Here is a 16087-nt window from a genome sequence, read left to right on the forward strand (position 1 = left end):
ATTCAACTTATCGGGTACAAAATATCTTTTCTGCATAACGATTGCCATCTTTCAATACATATACCACCCAGTAGATACCGATTGCACAGACTCAATTTCAAATAAATTGAGAGAAAGTCTTTTCAGTGTTACCTCCCTTCCGGTGACATCATACACCTTCACTGCTTTAATAGTTTCTGATGATTGAAAGGAAAAAGAGCCATGACCCGGATTAGGATACAACTTCACTTTAGCTGTTGATTCAGCATTATTATTTCCGACACCTAAACCTAAAGGAACCCCATTCTGACCATTACAAATAGAATTGGAATTGAGCCCATAGTTTGAATTGTTCACAAGGTCATTACCAAAAGCAGTAAGATTGGCAAACATGCCTGTACTGCTTGCTTCTCTGGCAGCCGCACAATCCTTATTATAACACCATGCCAGCCATCCGATACCCATTGGACAGGCATTAGTAAGCACCCGCTGATAAATACCGGTAATATCAGCATCTCCGCAACTGCCTATATCTTGCTTATTAGCTATTTCACCAAAAACATAACAGGCGTTACTGGCATTCATTTCATTCATCTTTGCATCTATTTGTGCATTACCAGCCGCATAGGCTGACCAATAAGCATGAACCGAAAAGATAATGTTATGTAAATTATCAGCCGATACAATCTGGCTTGCTATGGAAACGATAGAAGAAGAGGAGGTGCCACAATTAGGTGCGTCTATCATAACAGGAACTGTAATGCCTGCTACCCGTAATGCCTGAACTGCAGTAATATAGTTGGTTTTAAATGTATTCAAATCCCCACCCCAGTTTTGGTCATTGCCAAATTCGTTGGCTATATTTACAATCAATCCTGACTGCCTTGCATTAATCAAATTAACAACGGGGGTACTTGTCCAGAACGGCACTATGGTACTATTGAAAGCGGCCCAGTCATTGCTGCAGGTAAGGTCATGAATTTCGAGGATAACCTTAAGGTTTTTAGAAAAACAATAGTCAATCATTTCCCCCAGCCTGCCACTTGTAAGATATCCCTGCATAGTACCCGGAGTAATACCATCGCGCCAATGCTTACCATCTGTATTCCATGGAATACGGATACAATTGGCACCGGTCATAGCATATTGATCAATCAGGGTCTGATAACTGGAAGCATTATTTAAGTCCACATTGCCATCATCCATTATAGGATAGTTCATGCCTCTTAAAATAATGGTATTTCCTGTGGCTGTTTTCAGCAATTTTCCATCCACATGCATAGGTTGCGCTTGTACGAGGCCTACCAAGGCAAATAATCCGGCAAACAATAGTAGTTTTTTCATATCAATTAATTTTAAAAAAATTAAATACAAATCGAAGTACTTCATTCTTGATTTGCTTTCATGAGTAAAACTCTATTATTTTTTCAGCCGGGCGAACAGGCAATAAACCAAATACTGTTTTGACTCAGCCAATTGCAGGAATGCCATCAGATGCGCTGGAAAAGATTCAGGAAATCCTGTTTTTTGTTCCTGCTTACTGCAATGCTTTTACCATCTTTCATGATTATTTCTCCACCTTCCCCGCGTATATATTGTTTAATGAATTTCAGATTGACCATGTAAGATTTGTGAGGGCGGAAAAATAAAGGATTATCGAGCAGCACGTCTTCAAATACGGCAATCGTTTTACTGACCAGATGTTTTGTACCGTCAACCATTATAATATTGGAATAACAGCCGCTGCCTTCTATATAGGTGATATCTTCCTGCTTTACGAACATAAGCCCTTCCTGTACAGACAATGCTATCGTATCCAGAATTTTGCCTTCAGAGAAACGGTATATCTGGCTTATCTGTTCCCGGGTTTGCAATAGCTGGTCCTGATGGTATTTTTCCAATACTTCTTTTATTTCTTCCAGAACAACCGGTTTTTGAAGATAATCGAGTGCATTCATCTTTAACGCTTTTACTGCGTATTGGTCGTAGGCAGTTGTAAAAACCACCTTGAATGGCAACACTTCAAATTGCTGCAATACCTCAAATCCCGAAAGATTAGGCATTTGAACATCAATGAAAACAATATCAGGCTTTAGAATTCTTATCTGTTCTGCAGCTTCTCTGCTATCTTGAATACAGGCTAACAGTTCCACCTCCTTTGCTTGTCGTAACAAATATTCCATTGTAACAAGACAATGCTTTTCGTCATCAATCACTACTACTTTAATCATCGTTATAACTTATTTGAAGTTGAACCATTGTACCAGCCGGTATATTGCTTTCATCATAAAGGTCAATAATTTTCACACAATTATCCCGGTCATTCATTTTAAGACGTTCCATAGTAATTTCCAGCCCATGTGACTTATAGGCTTTGCTCCCGGATTTATGGGTTGCTTTACGACCAACTCCGTCATCCGTAATCGTAACGATAAGCCGGTTTGTGATTTCTTTATCCGGTTCAAAATTAATTGTAATAAAACCATGCCCGTCTTTTTGGTTGATACCATGCCAGATAGCATTTTCAAGAAAAGGTTGCAATATCAGCGGCGGTATGAATATTGATGCTGCATCAATGCTGTTGTCAATATTTATACGGTAATCGAATTTATGCTCCATGCGAACGGCTTCTAAATTGAGATAAAGAACGGTTGCATCCAATTCTTCCTGCAAGCTGATGAATTCCTTACGCGAATTGTCCAGTATCTTTCTCATAAGCCGCGAGAAAGAAGTAAGATAACCGGAGGCCTCTTCCTTTTTATTTTGAATAATAAAGCTATTAATCGAATTCAGAGAATTGAACATAAAATGAGGATTCATTTGCGAACGCAACATCCGGTTTTCATTCTCCTTAATTTTTCGCCGGAGATTTCCTTTTAAGGTTTCCTGTCTGACAAGGTAACGGTTAATGATCCATGCCAATAAGACTGCAAGCAACATCAGCAAAACATAAAACCATGTAGTTTTATAAAACGGCGGTATTATATTGAGCTGAAAAGTCAATGTCTTCGATTGCCAGTTACCTAAATTATCTCCTGCTTCAATGGTAACATTATAGTGCCCGGCTGCAGGTTTTATAATCTGAAGACGTGGTTCTGAGCCCAGGTAACTCCAGGGCTCATTGTCAAACCGATAACGATAAATTACTTTTTCCTTATTAGTGAAATTGAGCGCTGAAAAATAAAGTTCTATTTGTGTTATATCTTTTTCTTTTTGACTTAGCTCAGTCGTCAAGGGACTAATAAAATTACCATTGCATTTAACTGCTGTAAGTTGCAATTGACTTATAAGCGAGGTCTTCAGTACTTTAAGCAAATCTACTTGCTGCACACTTTTTTCGGTAGCTATATAAAGCAAATTGTCTTTCCCTAAACAAAATCCACCCGTAATATTATTGGATGCAAGTCCGTCAATCTCTGAAATACGAACGGCAGTTCTGGTATTATTATTGAACTGATACAAACCTTCGGCGCAACCAAACCAAATGTTACCTCTCTGATCTTCTGCAATACCTTGTATATTGTCGTTGGCAATATTATAGGTGCGTGTATTCAGGCTTTGTAATATATGTCCGTCGCTAAAAACCCGGTTCCAGCCTCCATGTGCTGAAAAAAGCAAGGATCCGTTTTCTGCAACTGCTATGCGATTGTAATAATCACCAACAAATAAAGTATCGTTACTTTTTATCTTGCTTATTGATTCAAATCGTTGATTCGATTCATTAAAAAAGGCAATTCCATAATCTTTTGGCGCCCAGGTTGCCAGCCATACTTTACCATGGGCATAACAAATATCATTTACAAAATTATTCTGAAAGAAGCTGCTGTCCTGAATTACATAATTCTTTATTTCTTTAAAAGAAACAAAGTCATACACTTTTAAACTACCTTTTACCGGAACAACCCATATTTTGTTTTCAGCTTCAATCGCTTTTTTCAATGGAAAATCTGCTGTAATAATTTTCCTCGGCTTATCCTGCGGACTTAAGCGATAAATACTGTTGGCTGCTGCAATGTATATATTCGTGTCTTTTATGGAAAGTCCATTTATCTGTTTGCCAAAATCATATTTTTTCCATGCTCCCTGCCTTGTTTTTTGCAACAATGAACCCTGAACATCTGCCATCCATAAATTACCGGATTTGTCAAACAATATATCAGTTACAGAAGCATTGCCATTTTCGGGCAGTACAAGCGATTGAACAGCAATATTGTTTTTTTGCAGTTTGATTAAACCATTCTGCGTTGATAGCCAAACAATATTTATCAGGGAATCATAGTAAACATGGTTTATCTTATTGGTCGATTCAAATAATTTCCTTGTTTTTCCTTCCCGGAGATCGTAAACAAATAATGCCTTATTGCTATAGTACATCAATTCGTTATTAACCTGATATTCTTTTACAAAAAAACACGAATCATCCATTTTCAGGAAAGGCTTTATGGTATTCGTTTCAGGAAAATATTCGCAAAGGCTGCTATTCCTGTTAAAACAGAAAATACGTGATTGCTTTTGCAGACATGAAGCAACCGATTCTTTATTCATGGGGATTAAACGGTCTTCCTTGCTAACCCAATAAAAAGTGCCGGTCGAAGTAGTTATAATCAACCCGTTTTTATAGGGAATATAATCTGCAGCAAGGTTGAGCGATTGATTATCAGGAGCAAGAAGAAAGCTGCGCCATTTACCGGTGGCAGCAGAAAGATACTTTACCTGATGAAAATCTGTAGCCCAGATATTGCCATACCTGTCTTTATAGATATTCTGAAAATGGTCGTTATCAGGATTATTGTCTTCAAAACGTACCGCCTGAATAATCTTTTTGGGTGAATAGATATTATCTTTTTCACACAATCCAACGCCCGCCTCTTCAAAATAAATATGCCTGCCATCTGAAAAGATACTGCTAACGGCATTCTTAACATCATTAGCAGCTACAAACAAATATCCATCGTATAAGCACAGTCCTCTTTGTGTTGCCACGTACAAAAACCCATCTTTTCTTAAGGTAGCCGATACCACATCCGAAGGCAAGCCGGATGCAAACCGTATGGAATCAGCATGATATACGTTTTGTGCGCAACAAAAGAATGGCAAAACCAATAATAAGACTAAACGCAACATTGCTTTTGATTTACGGCATACTTACAAAAACAGGAGGCAAACACAACATTAACAAGGTAAGTAAAATAAGGAATATTAACAAAGCAGACAGGTTACCGTTAGCACGGGCAACCTGTCTGAAGTCATTGCAATAAGTTATAATTCAAAAGCCGTCTGAACACCCTGCCCAAGATCGGATATATTTGATTGAGTCACCATCTTAATACTGCTGTTTCCCTGCCATCTTGGAACAGCAACGCCTATAGTGCTTTCATCACTGCTTTTCCATCCTATGTTATTTGACAGCATATAATAAGGCAGGCTGTTACTAAGGCCTAATGCGGGTGAATCGTGGCGCCATACATTTCCGTTTTCATAATCGAAATACAGATAGACGCCGTCGCCATTATTGCTATAATGGAATATATTGTCTGTTCCGTTGGTACTTGCAAAAGCAGGAGCATCGGAAGTTTTAAACATTTCCAGATTGCTGTAAACGCCTTCGGAGGAAGTATAGCTTACCATGCTGATATTACCGGAAGCATCTTTTTTTAAGGTAAAAGAATAAGTCTGTGAACTGATAGTACAGGTAAATATATTATTGGAAATCGCAGGGCTTTCAATCCCTCTCCTAACTTGCATACCATCTCTGTAACCATTAAAATTGCCATTGTCCTGAAAGAAGTAAATCACTCTTAAATCGCCATCAGAATTAACGTACACAAAATAATAACTCAACAAGTCATTTAATACTATCGTAGTATTATCGTTGTTTCCGTTGTTGTTATTACCATTGTTATTATTACCATTGTTGTTCGGACTAACATTGTCTTTCTTGCAGGAAGATGCTGCGGTAAGTAAACAAAGTGTAAGCAGAGAAAATGAAATAAGCTTTTTCATATTTATTGTTTTTACTGTGATTAATAAATTCTGACCCAAAAGTAGGCTGAGAAATGGCGCTCGAAAGTGCCTGTAAACCAACGGAGGGTTTGAACAAACCAAATGCAATTGCCGGAGATGATGTGTAAAAAGCTATTTACTATTTTTATTGTCAAAGCCCAATCAGGAACAGCTCAATTCGGGAGAAATAATATTCCCCTACATTTGCGCCATGAATTACACTCAATTAAGCTTCAGCGTGGCTGAACAAGACGCGAAAGACACTTTAATGGCCATGCTTTCCAATCTTGAATTTGAGGGCTTTGAGGAGACTGCAGAAGGGCTTAACGTGTATATTGAAACACCTTCCCTGGATTTGGATGCAATAAATGAAATTTCAACACAGCTAAACATACCCTATACTACGGAACAAATTGCAAAACGCAACTGGAATGAAGAATGGGAAAAGAATTTTGAGCCTGTTATCATCAATGGCTTTTGCAGTATAAGAGCTGATTTTCATCCGAAGCCTGATAATGTGGAATACGACATCGTCATCACACCTAAAATGTCTTTCGGAACAGGGCATCATGCCACAACAGCTTCCATGATGACTCTCATGAAAGGTCTGGATTTTAAGGGGAAAAATGTCTTTGATTTCGGAACAGGAACGGGCATATTAGCTATTCTTGCAGAACAATTGGGTGCAGCATCCGTATTGGGAATTGACAATGACGAATGGTCGATTGAAAATGCTGTTGAAAATTGTGGCAGAAACAAGGCCACTAAAGTTGATATTCAAATATCGCCGATAGAAAGCATAGAAAAAGCACAACAATTCGATATCATTCTTGCAAATATCAACCGCCATATTTTGTTGGAATACATGAACAATATGTTTGCTTTACTAAAAACCGGAGGCACTTTGTTGTTAAGCGGTATTCTGCAGGAAGATATAGCTATTATAACAACATCAGCCGCCAACGCAGGTTTCAGCTATCAAAAAGAAATGATTGAAAATAATTGGGTGTGTATGCAGTTTGGAAAATAGAGACTGATAATTAGCTCTGCTAAGCAATTTTATTATTCCAGACCTTCGCTCTCGATTTTTTCCAAAGCCTTCTGTGCAGCCATTTGACCGGCTTCTTTCTTTGTATAACCTGTTGCAGTAATAAAGCTTTCACCGTCAACTTCTATGGCAACCTGAAATACTTTACGGCCAGCCTGAATGCTTTCATCCAGAGTTACAAATTCCATTTGCTTCCCTTTACGTTGTGCCCAGGTATAAAGTCTGTTTTTGAAATTCTTTTCAGTGATTTCCAGTTCATCGATATCAATATGGTTTCCGATGAGTTGTTTAAGTAGAAATTTACGCGTTTTTTCAAATCCTGCATCGAGGTAAATCGCTCCTACCAAGGCTTCCAACGCATTTCCAAAAATATGGCTGCGCCTTAGCATCTTGTCGTTTTTGTTGAAACGTACAATTTTCTGAAGGCCCATCCGCAATGCAATTTCATTCAAAGACATCCTGCTGACTATCTTTGAACGCATTTCGGTAAGGAAGCCTTCATCTTTGGAAGGATATTTCTTGAAGAGGTATTCCCCGACAATAGAACCGATAAAGGCATCGCCCAAAAATTCCAGCCGCTCGTTATTGCTGCTGGTATTATCGGTTTGAGATCGATGTGTTATGGCAGAAATATAATATGGCAGGTATCCGGGTTTGTATCCCAAAATATTCTTCAGGGCTTTCTGAAGTTCCTTGTCTTCTTTCGAATAACTGCTAAAAATATTCCTTGAAATACTCAATCTGTTCTATGCTTCGTACTTTTTGAAGATAACGGTGGCATTATGTCCGCCAAAACCAAACGTATTACTTACTGCTGCATTCACCGTTCTGTGCTGAGCCTTATTCAGGGTCAGGTTTAAACGGGAATCAAAAGCAGGATCAATAGTAGTATGATTAATGGTCGGCGGTATAATATCATTTTTTACTGCCAGAATAGTAGCAACCGCTTCAATGGCGCCGGCCGCACCTAAAAGGTGGCCAGTCATTGATTTGGTAGAGCTGATATTCAAATTGAAAGCATGATCGCCAAAAACTTTTTGGATGGCTGTAATTTCTGCAATGTCGCCTAAGGGTGTAGATGTACCATGTACATTGATATAATCAATGTCTTCAGGTTTCATCTCTGCATCTTCCAATGCGGCATTCATTACATTAATCACACCTAATCCTTCGGGATGTGGAGCTGTGAGATGATAAGCATCGGCACTCATGCCTCCGCCAACTATTTCGCAGATAATATTGGCACCTCTTGCTTTTGCATGCTCCAGTTCTTCAAGAACAATGGCTCCCGCACCTTCGCCCAACACAAATCCGTCTCTGTTTAAATCGAACGGACGGCTGGCTGTTTTCGGATCATCGTTTCTTTCTGAAAGGGCTTTCATAGCGTTGAAACCGCCAATACCTGCTTCTGTAACTACGGCTTCTGAACCGCCGGTAATCATTACATCTGCCTTACCTAAACGAATATAGGTAAATGCATCAATCATACCATTGGTAGAAGAAGCGCAAGCGCTTACCGTAGCAAAATTAGGACCACGGAAACCATATTTCATAGAAATATGACCTGCCGCAATGTCCAGAATCATTTTTGGAATAAAGAAGGGATTAAAACGAGGTGTACCATCGCCGGCATTGAAATTCTTCATTTCTTCAATGAAGGTAATCATACCGCCGATTCCGGAAGACCAGATAACACCCACACGGTCACCGTTGATGGATGGATCATCTAATTTTGCGTGAGCTACGGCTTCGTTAGCCGCTGCCATAGCTATTTGCGAGAAACGATCCAGTCTCTTGGCTTCTTTACGATCCATGTGATCTTCCACCTTGAAATCTTTCACCTCGCAGGCAAACCTTGTCTTAAACTTTGCAGCATCAAATTGTTTAATGAAATCGGCGCCCGATACACCATTAATAAGTCCATTCCAATATTCATCGGCTGTATTACCAATGGGGGTTAGGGCGCCGAGACCCGTTACAACTACTCGTCTTAACGTTACGTTCATCTAAACTAATTAGGTTACTGTTTCTTCTTTAATGTAAATTTACTTCACGTGCTCTTCCAAATATGAAATAGCCTGACCTACGCTACCGATGTTTTCAGCTTGATCATCCGGAATAGAAATGTTGAATTCTTTTTCGAATTCCATCATCAATTCTACTGTATCCAATGAATCAGCACCAAGATCGTTGGTAAAACTAGCTTCAGGAGTTACTTCTGATTCGTCAACGCCTAATTTGTCAACGATGATTTTCTTTACGCGATTAGCAATTTCAGACATAATGTTTGCAATTTAAGTTAATGGTGCAAAAATATACTTTTTAGTAAAACAAAGAAATGTTTTTTGAAGCAAATAAATAAATAAAAATACCTAAGTGTACTGTGTTTCATCAAAAACAGACTTTATTAATTGAAAAGCCCGCAATATGGTATCCTTTACTTATAAACTAACTTCTTTTTATTTAAAATCCGATGAATTTTTCATCCGGATTTTATTACTATTTAATGGCATGATTAAAGATTACATCCCTACCATATCTTTTGGAATGACCCAGGCATCAAATTCTTCAGCCGTTAAGTAACCCAAATCAATAGCAGTCTGCTTCAATGTGCTGCCGTTTTTATGGGCAGTTTGTGCAATTTCTGCTGCTTTATAATAACCTATCTTAGTATTCAACGCGGTAACCAACATCAAAGAGTTGTTTACGTGTGCTTCAATGTTCTTTTCAATCGGTTCTATACCAACTGCACATTTATCATTGAAAGATACACAACCGTCACCTATCAAACGTGCACTGTGCAGGAAGTTGTAGATCATTACAGGTTTGAAAACGTTCAACTCAAAATGACCATTGGAACCTCCGATACTGATAGCAACATCATTTCCCATAACCTGGGCAGCAATCATAGTCAATGCTTCGCATTGCGTAGGATTTACTTTACCTGGCATGATGGAAGAACCCGGCTCGTTATCAGGAATGTGAATTTCACCGATTCCGGCACGTGGCCCTGAGCTTAGCATACGAACATCGTTTGCTATCTTCATCAGGCTTACAGCAACAGTCTTCAATGCGCCATGTGCTTCAACGATTGCATCGTGTGCAGCCAATGACTCAAATTTATTCTCAGCAGTAACAAACGGAAGGCCGGTTAGTTCGGCAATCTTTTTTGCAACGGCAACATCATACCCTTTTGGTGTATTAATTCCGGTTCCTACCGCAGTTCCACCCAATGCCAATTCGCTCAGATGCGCCAAAGTATTGTTGATGGCTTTCAATCCATGATCCAACTGAGATACGTATCCGCTTATCTCCTGGCCCAAAGTCAATGGCGTCGCATCCATGAAATGCGTACGGCCGATTTTCACAACGTTCATGTATTGTTTTGCTTTCGCATCCAATGTGTCGCGTAGCTTCTTGATACCGGGAATAGTCGTTTCCACCAACATTTTATATGCCGCAATATGCATTGCCGTAGGGAAAGTATCGTTGGAAGACTGAGACTTATTTACATCATCGTTCGGATGAACAAACTTTTCTTTATCTGTCAACTGACCGCCATTGATAACGTGCGCACGGTAAGCAATTACTTCATTGCAATTCATATTGCTTTGCGTACCCGAACCTGTTTGCCATACCACTAATGGAAATTGGTCATCTAATTTATGGTCAAGAATTTCGTCGCAAGCCTTTGCTATCAATGCAGATTTCTCCGGAGCCAAAACACCTAAATCAGTATTCGTCAAAGCCGCTGCTTTTTTCAGATAAGCAAAAGCCTGTATAATTTCCTTCGGCATCTTATTGATGTCTTGGGCTATTTTGAAATTATCAATGGAACGTTGTGTTTGTGCGCCATAATAAGCATCTACAGGAACCTGTACTTCTCCCATAGTGTCTTTTTCAATACGAAAGGACATAAATTAGATTTGAGATGTTAGATATTAGATTTGAGATTTTACTTTAACCTGATAAAATCAAAAATTTGACGGCGCAAAGGTATAGAAGATTTTATTAGCTAAAAGCAATAAGCCAATTTTATTGCAAAAGGTATATAAATATTTAAATCATGATCGCCTACCCTGTCTTCATTGGGCAGTTCCAGGGAAACAAAAGAGCCTTTAAAATAAGGCGTGGCAACATTTACATCCCAGACGGGCGACATATTAATAATTCTGAAACCAATTCCGATATTACCTTGAAGCAACAATCGATTCGCAAGTTTATAGGAGTTGCCGAATATTAATCCAAAGCCAAATGCATCCTTATTGGCCTTTGCCTCTGAAAATTTGTAACAAGTGTTATCAATAAAATGGAAATAGGAATTTTGCAGTGTCATTTTCTGATTCCTGTAAAAAGCTTCGGCACCAAAAAACAGGCAATTATGCTTTCTGAACATGAAATATTGCCTTATATCTGCACGGAGCTTAAAATCGGAATTAATGGTTTTATGATAATCAAAACGTTGATTGTTAAGAGCATAATACAGCGGAAATCCGAAATCGAGGCTTATGCCATATTTATAATTAGGATAATATTCGAAACCAACGGGAAGCAAGGCTCCATAAGGGTCTAACAAAGAAGAGGGCGTCAATTTAACTGCAATCCTGTTGCTGAAATTCCAGCTATCTGTATAGTTAGGTTTGCGGTGGTTTTTTGAAAATGGAACCTGCGCATGAGCTGCATTCGCCGAAAGTAAATGAAGGAATATTATTATGGTTTTGGTTTTCTTCATGGTTATTGGTGCTTCAAATTTAACATTTACTAAAGAAATATTCAAGAAATCTATTTTATAATTTATACTTGCAAAAAGGAGATGCTGTTATTACAAAATATATAATCCTTAACTTTGCTGCCATTTTTGATATGTTATGGTGAAGATTGGACCAATAGAATTACCTGATTTCCCGCTGTTGCTTGCTCCTATGGAGGATGTAAGCGATCCGCCGTTCCGTGCTGTTTGCAAGGAACAAGGCGCCGATATGATGTACACCGAATTTATCTCTACAGAAGGACTGATTCGCGATGCTATTAAAAGCCGTCAGAAACTGGACATCTTTGATTATGAGCGTCCGATAGGAATTCAGATTTTTGGAGGCGATGAAGAAGCAATGGCATTATCGGCAAGAATTGTGGATGCCACGCAACCCGATCTGATTGATATCAACTATGGTTGTCCGGTAAAGAAAGTTGTGTGCAAAGGTGCTGGAGCAGGTATTTTGAGGGATGTTCCGAAAATGATCAAGCTTACGGAAGCAGTTGTAAAATCTACAAGCTTACCCGTAACCGTAAAGACGCGTCTGGGTTGGGATCATGAAAACAGAAATATTGAAGAAGTGGCTGAAAGACTTCAGGATGTCGGTATTCAGGCTTTGTCCATTCATGGGCGCACGCGTGTGCAAATGTATAAAGGTGAGGCAGACTGGACTTTAATAGAAAAAGTAAAAAACAATCAGCGCATCAAAATTCCGATTTTCGGTAATGGTGATATTGACACACCGCAGAAAGCATTGGAATACAAAAACAAGTATGGCGTGGATGGTGTTATGATCGGTCGCGCTGCTATCGGTTATCCATGGATTTTCAGGGAGATTAAGCATTTTGTAAAAACAGGCGAAATGCTGGCTCCGCCTACTGTTGAAGAACGTATTGATATCTGCACGCGCCACCTTACAAGGTCTGTAGAATGGAAAGGCAGCAAATTAGGTATCCTTGAAATGCGCAGGCATTATGCTTCTTATCTGAAAGGATTGCCGAATGTAAAAGAATACAGGATGAAACTGGTTAATTCGGATAATCTTGAAGAGCTTTTGGAAATATTAGAAAATCTTAAAGAAGCACAATTACAATTGATATAAACGTATTACAAAGAAAATGCGCTACGTCTCTGTAGCGCATTTTCTTTGTGGTAAAAGGTTTGACAATCTTCTGCAGAGATTTGACAACTTTCAAAAAGTTGTCAAATCTAAATACATGAAATTAATAATAGTTTATCCCGATAGCTTTCCTTGCTGCAGCAATTGTTTTAGAAGCGCTTTCCCTCGCCTTCTCCGCACCCTCTTTTAATATCTTTCTCAAAGCATCTTCATCTTTTTGCAATTCGGCAGCATGCTCACGGATAGGTTTTACAAAATTGCTCATGTCCTCTGCCAGCTGCTTTTTGAAATCGCCGTAACGCACATTACAATTGTTATAATTATCCAGGAAAGTTTGATGAACATCCTGCTCAGAAACCAATTGCATTAACTGAAACAGGTTCTTAATATAGTCCGGCATTTCCATGTTCGGTTCCGTAGGGCCACTGTCCGTCTTGGCCTTCATGATTTTTTTGCGGATTACCTCATCTTCATCGCTCAGGAAAATTGTTGCGTTGATATTCTCGCTTTTACTCATTTTTCCATTGCCATCCAGGCTCATGATCTTAACCGTATTTTCATCAAAACGGAACACATGCGGTTCGGTAAACACTTCACCATAACGACTATTGAAACGTTGTGCAAAGTTGCGCGCCATTTCCAGGTGTTGTTCCTGGTCCTTTCCCACAGGTACTTTGGAGGCGTTGTGAATCAATATATCTGCTGTCATCAATACCGGATAAGTCAACAACCCGGCATTCACATTATCAGGACTTAAACGAACTTTATCTTTAAACGTAGGCACTTTCTCCAACTCGCCTTTATAAGCAAGCATGTTCAGCATCAGGTATAGTTCCGGTATTTCCGGAATATCGCTTTGTGCGTATAATGCAACTTTATCAGGATTCAGGCCGCTGGCAATATTTTCAGCAGCTACGCGAAAAACATTTGCTTTCAGATCTTTAGGATCAGGATGCGTGGTAAGGGAATGATAATCGGCTACGAAAAAATAGCAGTTATAATCTTCCTGCATCTTTACGTAGTTATGTATAGCGCCAAAATAATTGCCGAGGTGTAAATATCCGGTAGAGCGGATGCCGCTCACAACTGTTTCTTTCATAGGAACGCAAAGGTAAGGAAAAGGCTGATTAGCCTTAACCTCTGCGTACAATTTTGAAGGCTGCTTGTACCAATGTCCGCATTTTCTTATTGTCCTTTCAGTTCAAGCTTCATCATGATGTCGGTCTGTTCGTCATTGCCTAATCTGAAGATATGTTTGTCAAATGCTACAAAACCGTTTTTCTTATAAAAAGAAATTGCCCGCAAGTTATTTTCCCAGACACCTAACCAAACGTAATCTGCATTTTTTTTCCTTGCAACCTGAAGCGCTTTTTCATAAAGCAATTGACCTACTTTCTTTCCATGAAACTCTTTTAAAACATAAATCCGTTCAATTTCAAGCCCATTATCATCCTGCAACTCTGTTTGCGATGCTCCGGTGTTCAGCTTTAGGTAACCAATCACCTTACCATTAAGCATAGCAAAGTAAAATGCAGCATCCCGGTTATTAAATTCCGCCGTCAGTCTGTCTTTAGAAAGGTCTTCCTCCAGATATTGTTTCATGTCTTCTTCGGTGTTTTCCACCGAAAAAGTTTCGTAAAAAGTCTGCCTGCTGATTTGTTGTAATTGGTCGATATCGTCTCGGGTTACGCTTTTTATATCAATGTTTTCCATTCCCTGGTGCTATTATTAACAGCTGTCTTTAGCCTTCGTATTTATGAAACTCGGTTATCGTCAGGTAATAACCATCCGGATCTCTGAGTGAAAATTCTTTCTTGGTTGAATTGGTGTTCAAATGGATATCTTCCTCAACCGCATAACCCAGCCTCATTATATTTTGTCGCATCATGTCCATATTTTCAGTCCTGAAATAAAGAATCAATCCGTTCCCGGGTGTAATGTCCGGGTTCATCATAGTAGGATGACCATGTGCAGCCCAGCGGTGAAGACAAAGCAATATCTCATTATCTTCCGATACCAGTATATCAAACTCTTTTCCACCATGCATGCTCCTGCAACCAAACACAGATTTATACCATTGTGAACTGGCTTCCACATCTTTTACGGCAATAATAGGGTCAAGTCTTGTCATGGTATATTCTTTAATGCAAATCAGATAAAGGTTGTTCGGTAAAATTCAGGAATGCCTTTGCTGTCAAAAGGTTGAAGTTCAAATTTAAATAAAAAAGCTATCCCAAAAGCCCGCGCCTTCTTTCAACCGAAAGGAAGCAGCGACTTTTAGGATAACCCCAATTAAATTCTGTTTTATGTACGAATGCTTAAGTCAGTGCAACAGATTACATACGTAATCCGCGGCCACCATCTACCAATAATTCTACGCCCGTAATATTAGCAGCAGATTCAGAAGCTAAAAATAACACCGTGTCTGCAATCTCTTCAGGTTTTCCAAGGCGTTTTATCAGACCATTTTCAGACATACCGGCTTTGAAATTATCAATAACATCATGAGGAAGTGATTTTCCGAAAATAGGTGTATCAATCGGGCCGGGACTAACAATATTTACCCTGATATTTTTTACTGCCAGCTCATTTGCCGCAATACGGCCAATGGCATTTACAGCAGCTTTTGTAGCTGAATAAGCGCCTGCATTTGCCAATGCACCTGTAGCCACAACAGAAGAGGTAAGCAATACAGAAGAGCCATTCGCTAAATGCGGAATCAGTTTTTGCAATGTAAAGAACAAGCCTTTTACATTCGTGTTGAATTGTGAATCAAATTCTTCTTCCGTGGTGTTTTCAATAGATGCAAATTTTGCGATACCTGCATTTAAGTAAAGTACATCTACCTGGTTGCCTGCTTCGGCAATGGCGCTTTCCAATGCGGCAATACCTGTTAAATCAGAAGTATCGGAAACAATGGTTTTCAGTTTCGGGTTATTCACCTCGGCTGCAGCTTTTTGCAGATTGTCAGGGTTTTTACCTGTTATAAGCACATTTGCACCTGCATTGATAAATGCTTTTGCGGTTGCCAATCCAATGCCTGTGCTTCCGCCTGTAATTACTACGTTTTTGTTTGTGAAATTCATTTTTTAAAGTTTAACCGTTTGAAAGAATCAATACATCTAAATATTTGAATGAGTTTTAAAAAAAGCATTCGGTTTCTCAGATGCGGAGACAAAGGTAT

At 39.1% G+C, this 16087-nt stretch carries 15 protein-coding genes; 2 read left to right on the forward strand and 13 right to left on the reverse strand.

Annotation, left to right across the window (positions count from 1 at the left end; genetic code table 11):
- Nucleotides 1–51: 51 nt before the first annotated feature.
- From F0919_RS13425 to F0919_RS13440, 4 genes are all read right to left on the reverse strand, one after another.
- Nucleotides 52–1323, reverse strand: coding sequence for a cellulase family glycosylhydrolase (locus F0919_RS13425; RefSeq protein WP_190277391.1), 1272 nt, complete (start codon nucleotides 1321–1323; stop codon nucleotides 52–54).
- Nucleotides 1324–1469: 146 nt separating this feature from the next.
- A complete protein-coding gene (locus tag F0919_RS13430; protein ID WP_150033283.1) occupies nucleotides 1470–2210 on the reverse strand; it encodes a LytR/AlgR family response regulator transcription factor in 741 nt (246 codons plus the stop codon).
- A complete protein-coding gene (locus tag F0919_RS13435) occupies nucleotides 2203–5103 on the reverse strand; it encodes a sensor histidine kinase (RefSeq protein WP_150033284.1) in 2901 nt (966 codons plus the stop codon). The genes F0919_RS13430 and F0919_RS13435 overlap by 8 nt, the downstream gene beginning before the upstream one ends.
- 135 nt (nucleotides 5104–5238) lie before the next feature.
- On the reverse strand, nucleotides 5239–5982 hold the full coding sequence (locus F0919_RS13440) for a hypothetical protein (RefSeq protein ID WP_150033285.1): 744 nt from the start codon (nucleotides 5980–5982) through the stop codon (nucleotides 5239–5241).
- Nucleotides 5983–6193: 211 nt separating this feature from the next.
- Between F0919_RS13440 and prmA the strand changes: the two genes are divergently transcribed.
- On the forward strand, nucleotides 6194–7012 hold the full coding sequence (gene prmA / locus F0919_RS13445; RefSeq protein ID WP_150033286.1) for a 50S ribosomal protein L11 methyltransferase: 819 nt from the start codon (nucleotides 6194–6196) through the stop codon (nucleotides 7010–7012).
- A 32-nt stretch (nucleotides 7013–7044) separates the two neighbouring features.
- Here the strand turns inward: prmA and rnc are convergent, their stop codons facing one another.
- The 5 genes from rnc to F0919_RS13470 all read right to left on the reverse strand — a co-directional run bounded on the left by rnc (nucleotide 7045) and on the right by F0919_RS13470 (nucleotide 11807).
- Nucleotides 7045–7770 (reverse strand): ribonuclease III, encoded by a 726-nt coding sequence (gene rnc, locus F0919_RS13450; protein WP_235903509.1) that lies wholly within the window; start codon nucleotides 7768–7770, stop codon nucleotides 7045–7047.
- A gap of 6 nt (nucleotides 7771–7776) precedes the next feature.
- The gene (gene fabF / locus F0919_RS13455) at nucleotides 7777–9036 is read right to left on the reverse strand and encodes a beta-ketoacyl-ACP synthase II (protein WP_150033287.1); all 1260 of its coding nucleotides are present in this window, start codon (nucleotides 9034–9036) and stop codon (nucleotides 7777–7779) included.
- Between the two features lie 39 nt (nucleotides 9037–9075).
- Complete coding sequence (locus tag F0919_RS13460; RefSeq protein ID WP_150033288.1) at nucleotides 9076–9312, reverse strand: acyl carrier protein; 237 nt, start codon at nucleotides 9310–9312, stop codon at nucleotides 9076–9078.
- Nucleotides 9313–9552: 240 nt separating this feature from the next.
- Entirely contained in the window at nucleotides 9553–10947 is a 1395-nt protein-coding gene (gene fumC, locus F0919_RS13465; protein ID WP_150033289.1) for a class II fumarate hydratase, read from the reverse strand.
- Between the two features lie 98 nt (nucleotides 10948–11045).
- Nucleotides 11046–11807: a DUF3575 domain-containing protein gene (locus tag F0919_RS13470; RefSeq protein WP_150033290.1), complete on the reverse strand. Its 762-nt coding sequence runs from the start codon at nucleotides 11805–11807 to the stop codon at nucleotides 11046–11048.
- Nucleotides 11808–11898: 91 nt separating this feature from the next.
- Between F0919_RS13470 and dusB the strand changes: the two genes are divergently transcribed.
- A complete protein-coding gene (gene dusB / locus F0919_RS13475) occupies nucleotides 11899–12885 on the forward strand; it encodes a tRNA dihydrouridine synthase DusB (RefSeq protein ID WP_150033291.1) in 987 nt (328 codons plus the stop codon).
- A 121-nt stretch (nucleotides 12886–13006) separates the two neighbouring features.
- On the opposite strand, the gene trpS is transcribed toward dusB, so the two are convergent.
- The 4 genes from trpS to F0919_RS13495 all read right to left on the reverse strand — a co-directional run bounded on the left by trpS (nucleotide 13007) and on the right by F0919_RS13495 (nucleotide 15989).
- Nucleotides 13007–14002: a tryptophan--tRNA ligase gene (gene trpS, locus F0919_RS13480; RefSeq protein ID WP_150033292.1), complete on the reverse strand. Its 996-nt coding sequence runs from the start codon at nucleotides 14000–14002 to the stop codon at nucleotides 13007–13009.
- Nucleotides 14003–14088: 86 nt separating this feature from the next.
- Nucleotides 14089–14616 (reverse strand): GNAT family N-acetyltransferase, encoded by a 528-nt coding sequence (locus F0919_RS13485; RefSeq protein WP_150033293.1) that lies wholly within the window; start codon nucleotides 14614–14616, stop codon nucleotides 14089–14091.
- Between the two features lie 28 nt (nucleotides 14617–14644).
- Complete coding sequence (locus tag F0919_RS13490; RefSeq protein WP_150033294.1) at nucleotides 14645–15034, reverse strand: VOC family protein; 390 nt, start codon at nucleotides 15032–15034, stop codon at nucleotides 14645–14647.
- Between the two features lie 205 nt (nucleotides 15035–15239).
- Nucleotides 15240–15989: an SDR family oxidoreductase gene (locus tag F0919_RS13495; RefSeq protein WP_150033295.1), complete on the reverse strand. Its 750-nt coding sequence runs from the start codon at nucleotides 15987–15989 to the stop codon at nucleotides 15240–15242.
- Nucleotides 15990–16087: the final 98 nt, after the last annotated feature.

The sequence above is a fragment of the Taibaiella lutea genome (assembly GCF_008629695.1).
In the GTDB taxonomy this organism is placed as follows: Bacteria; Bacteroidota; Bacteroidia; order Chitinophagales; family Chitinophagaceae; genus Taibaiella; species Taibaiella lutea.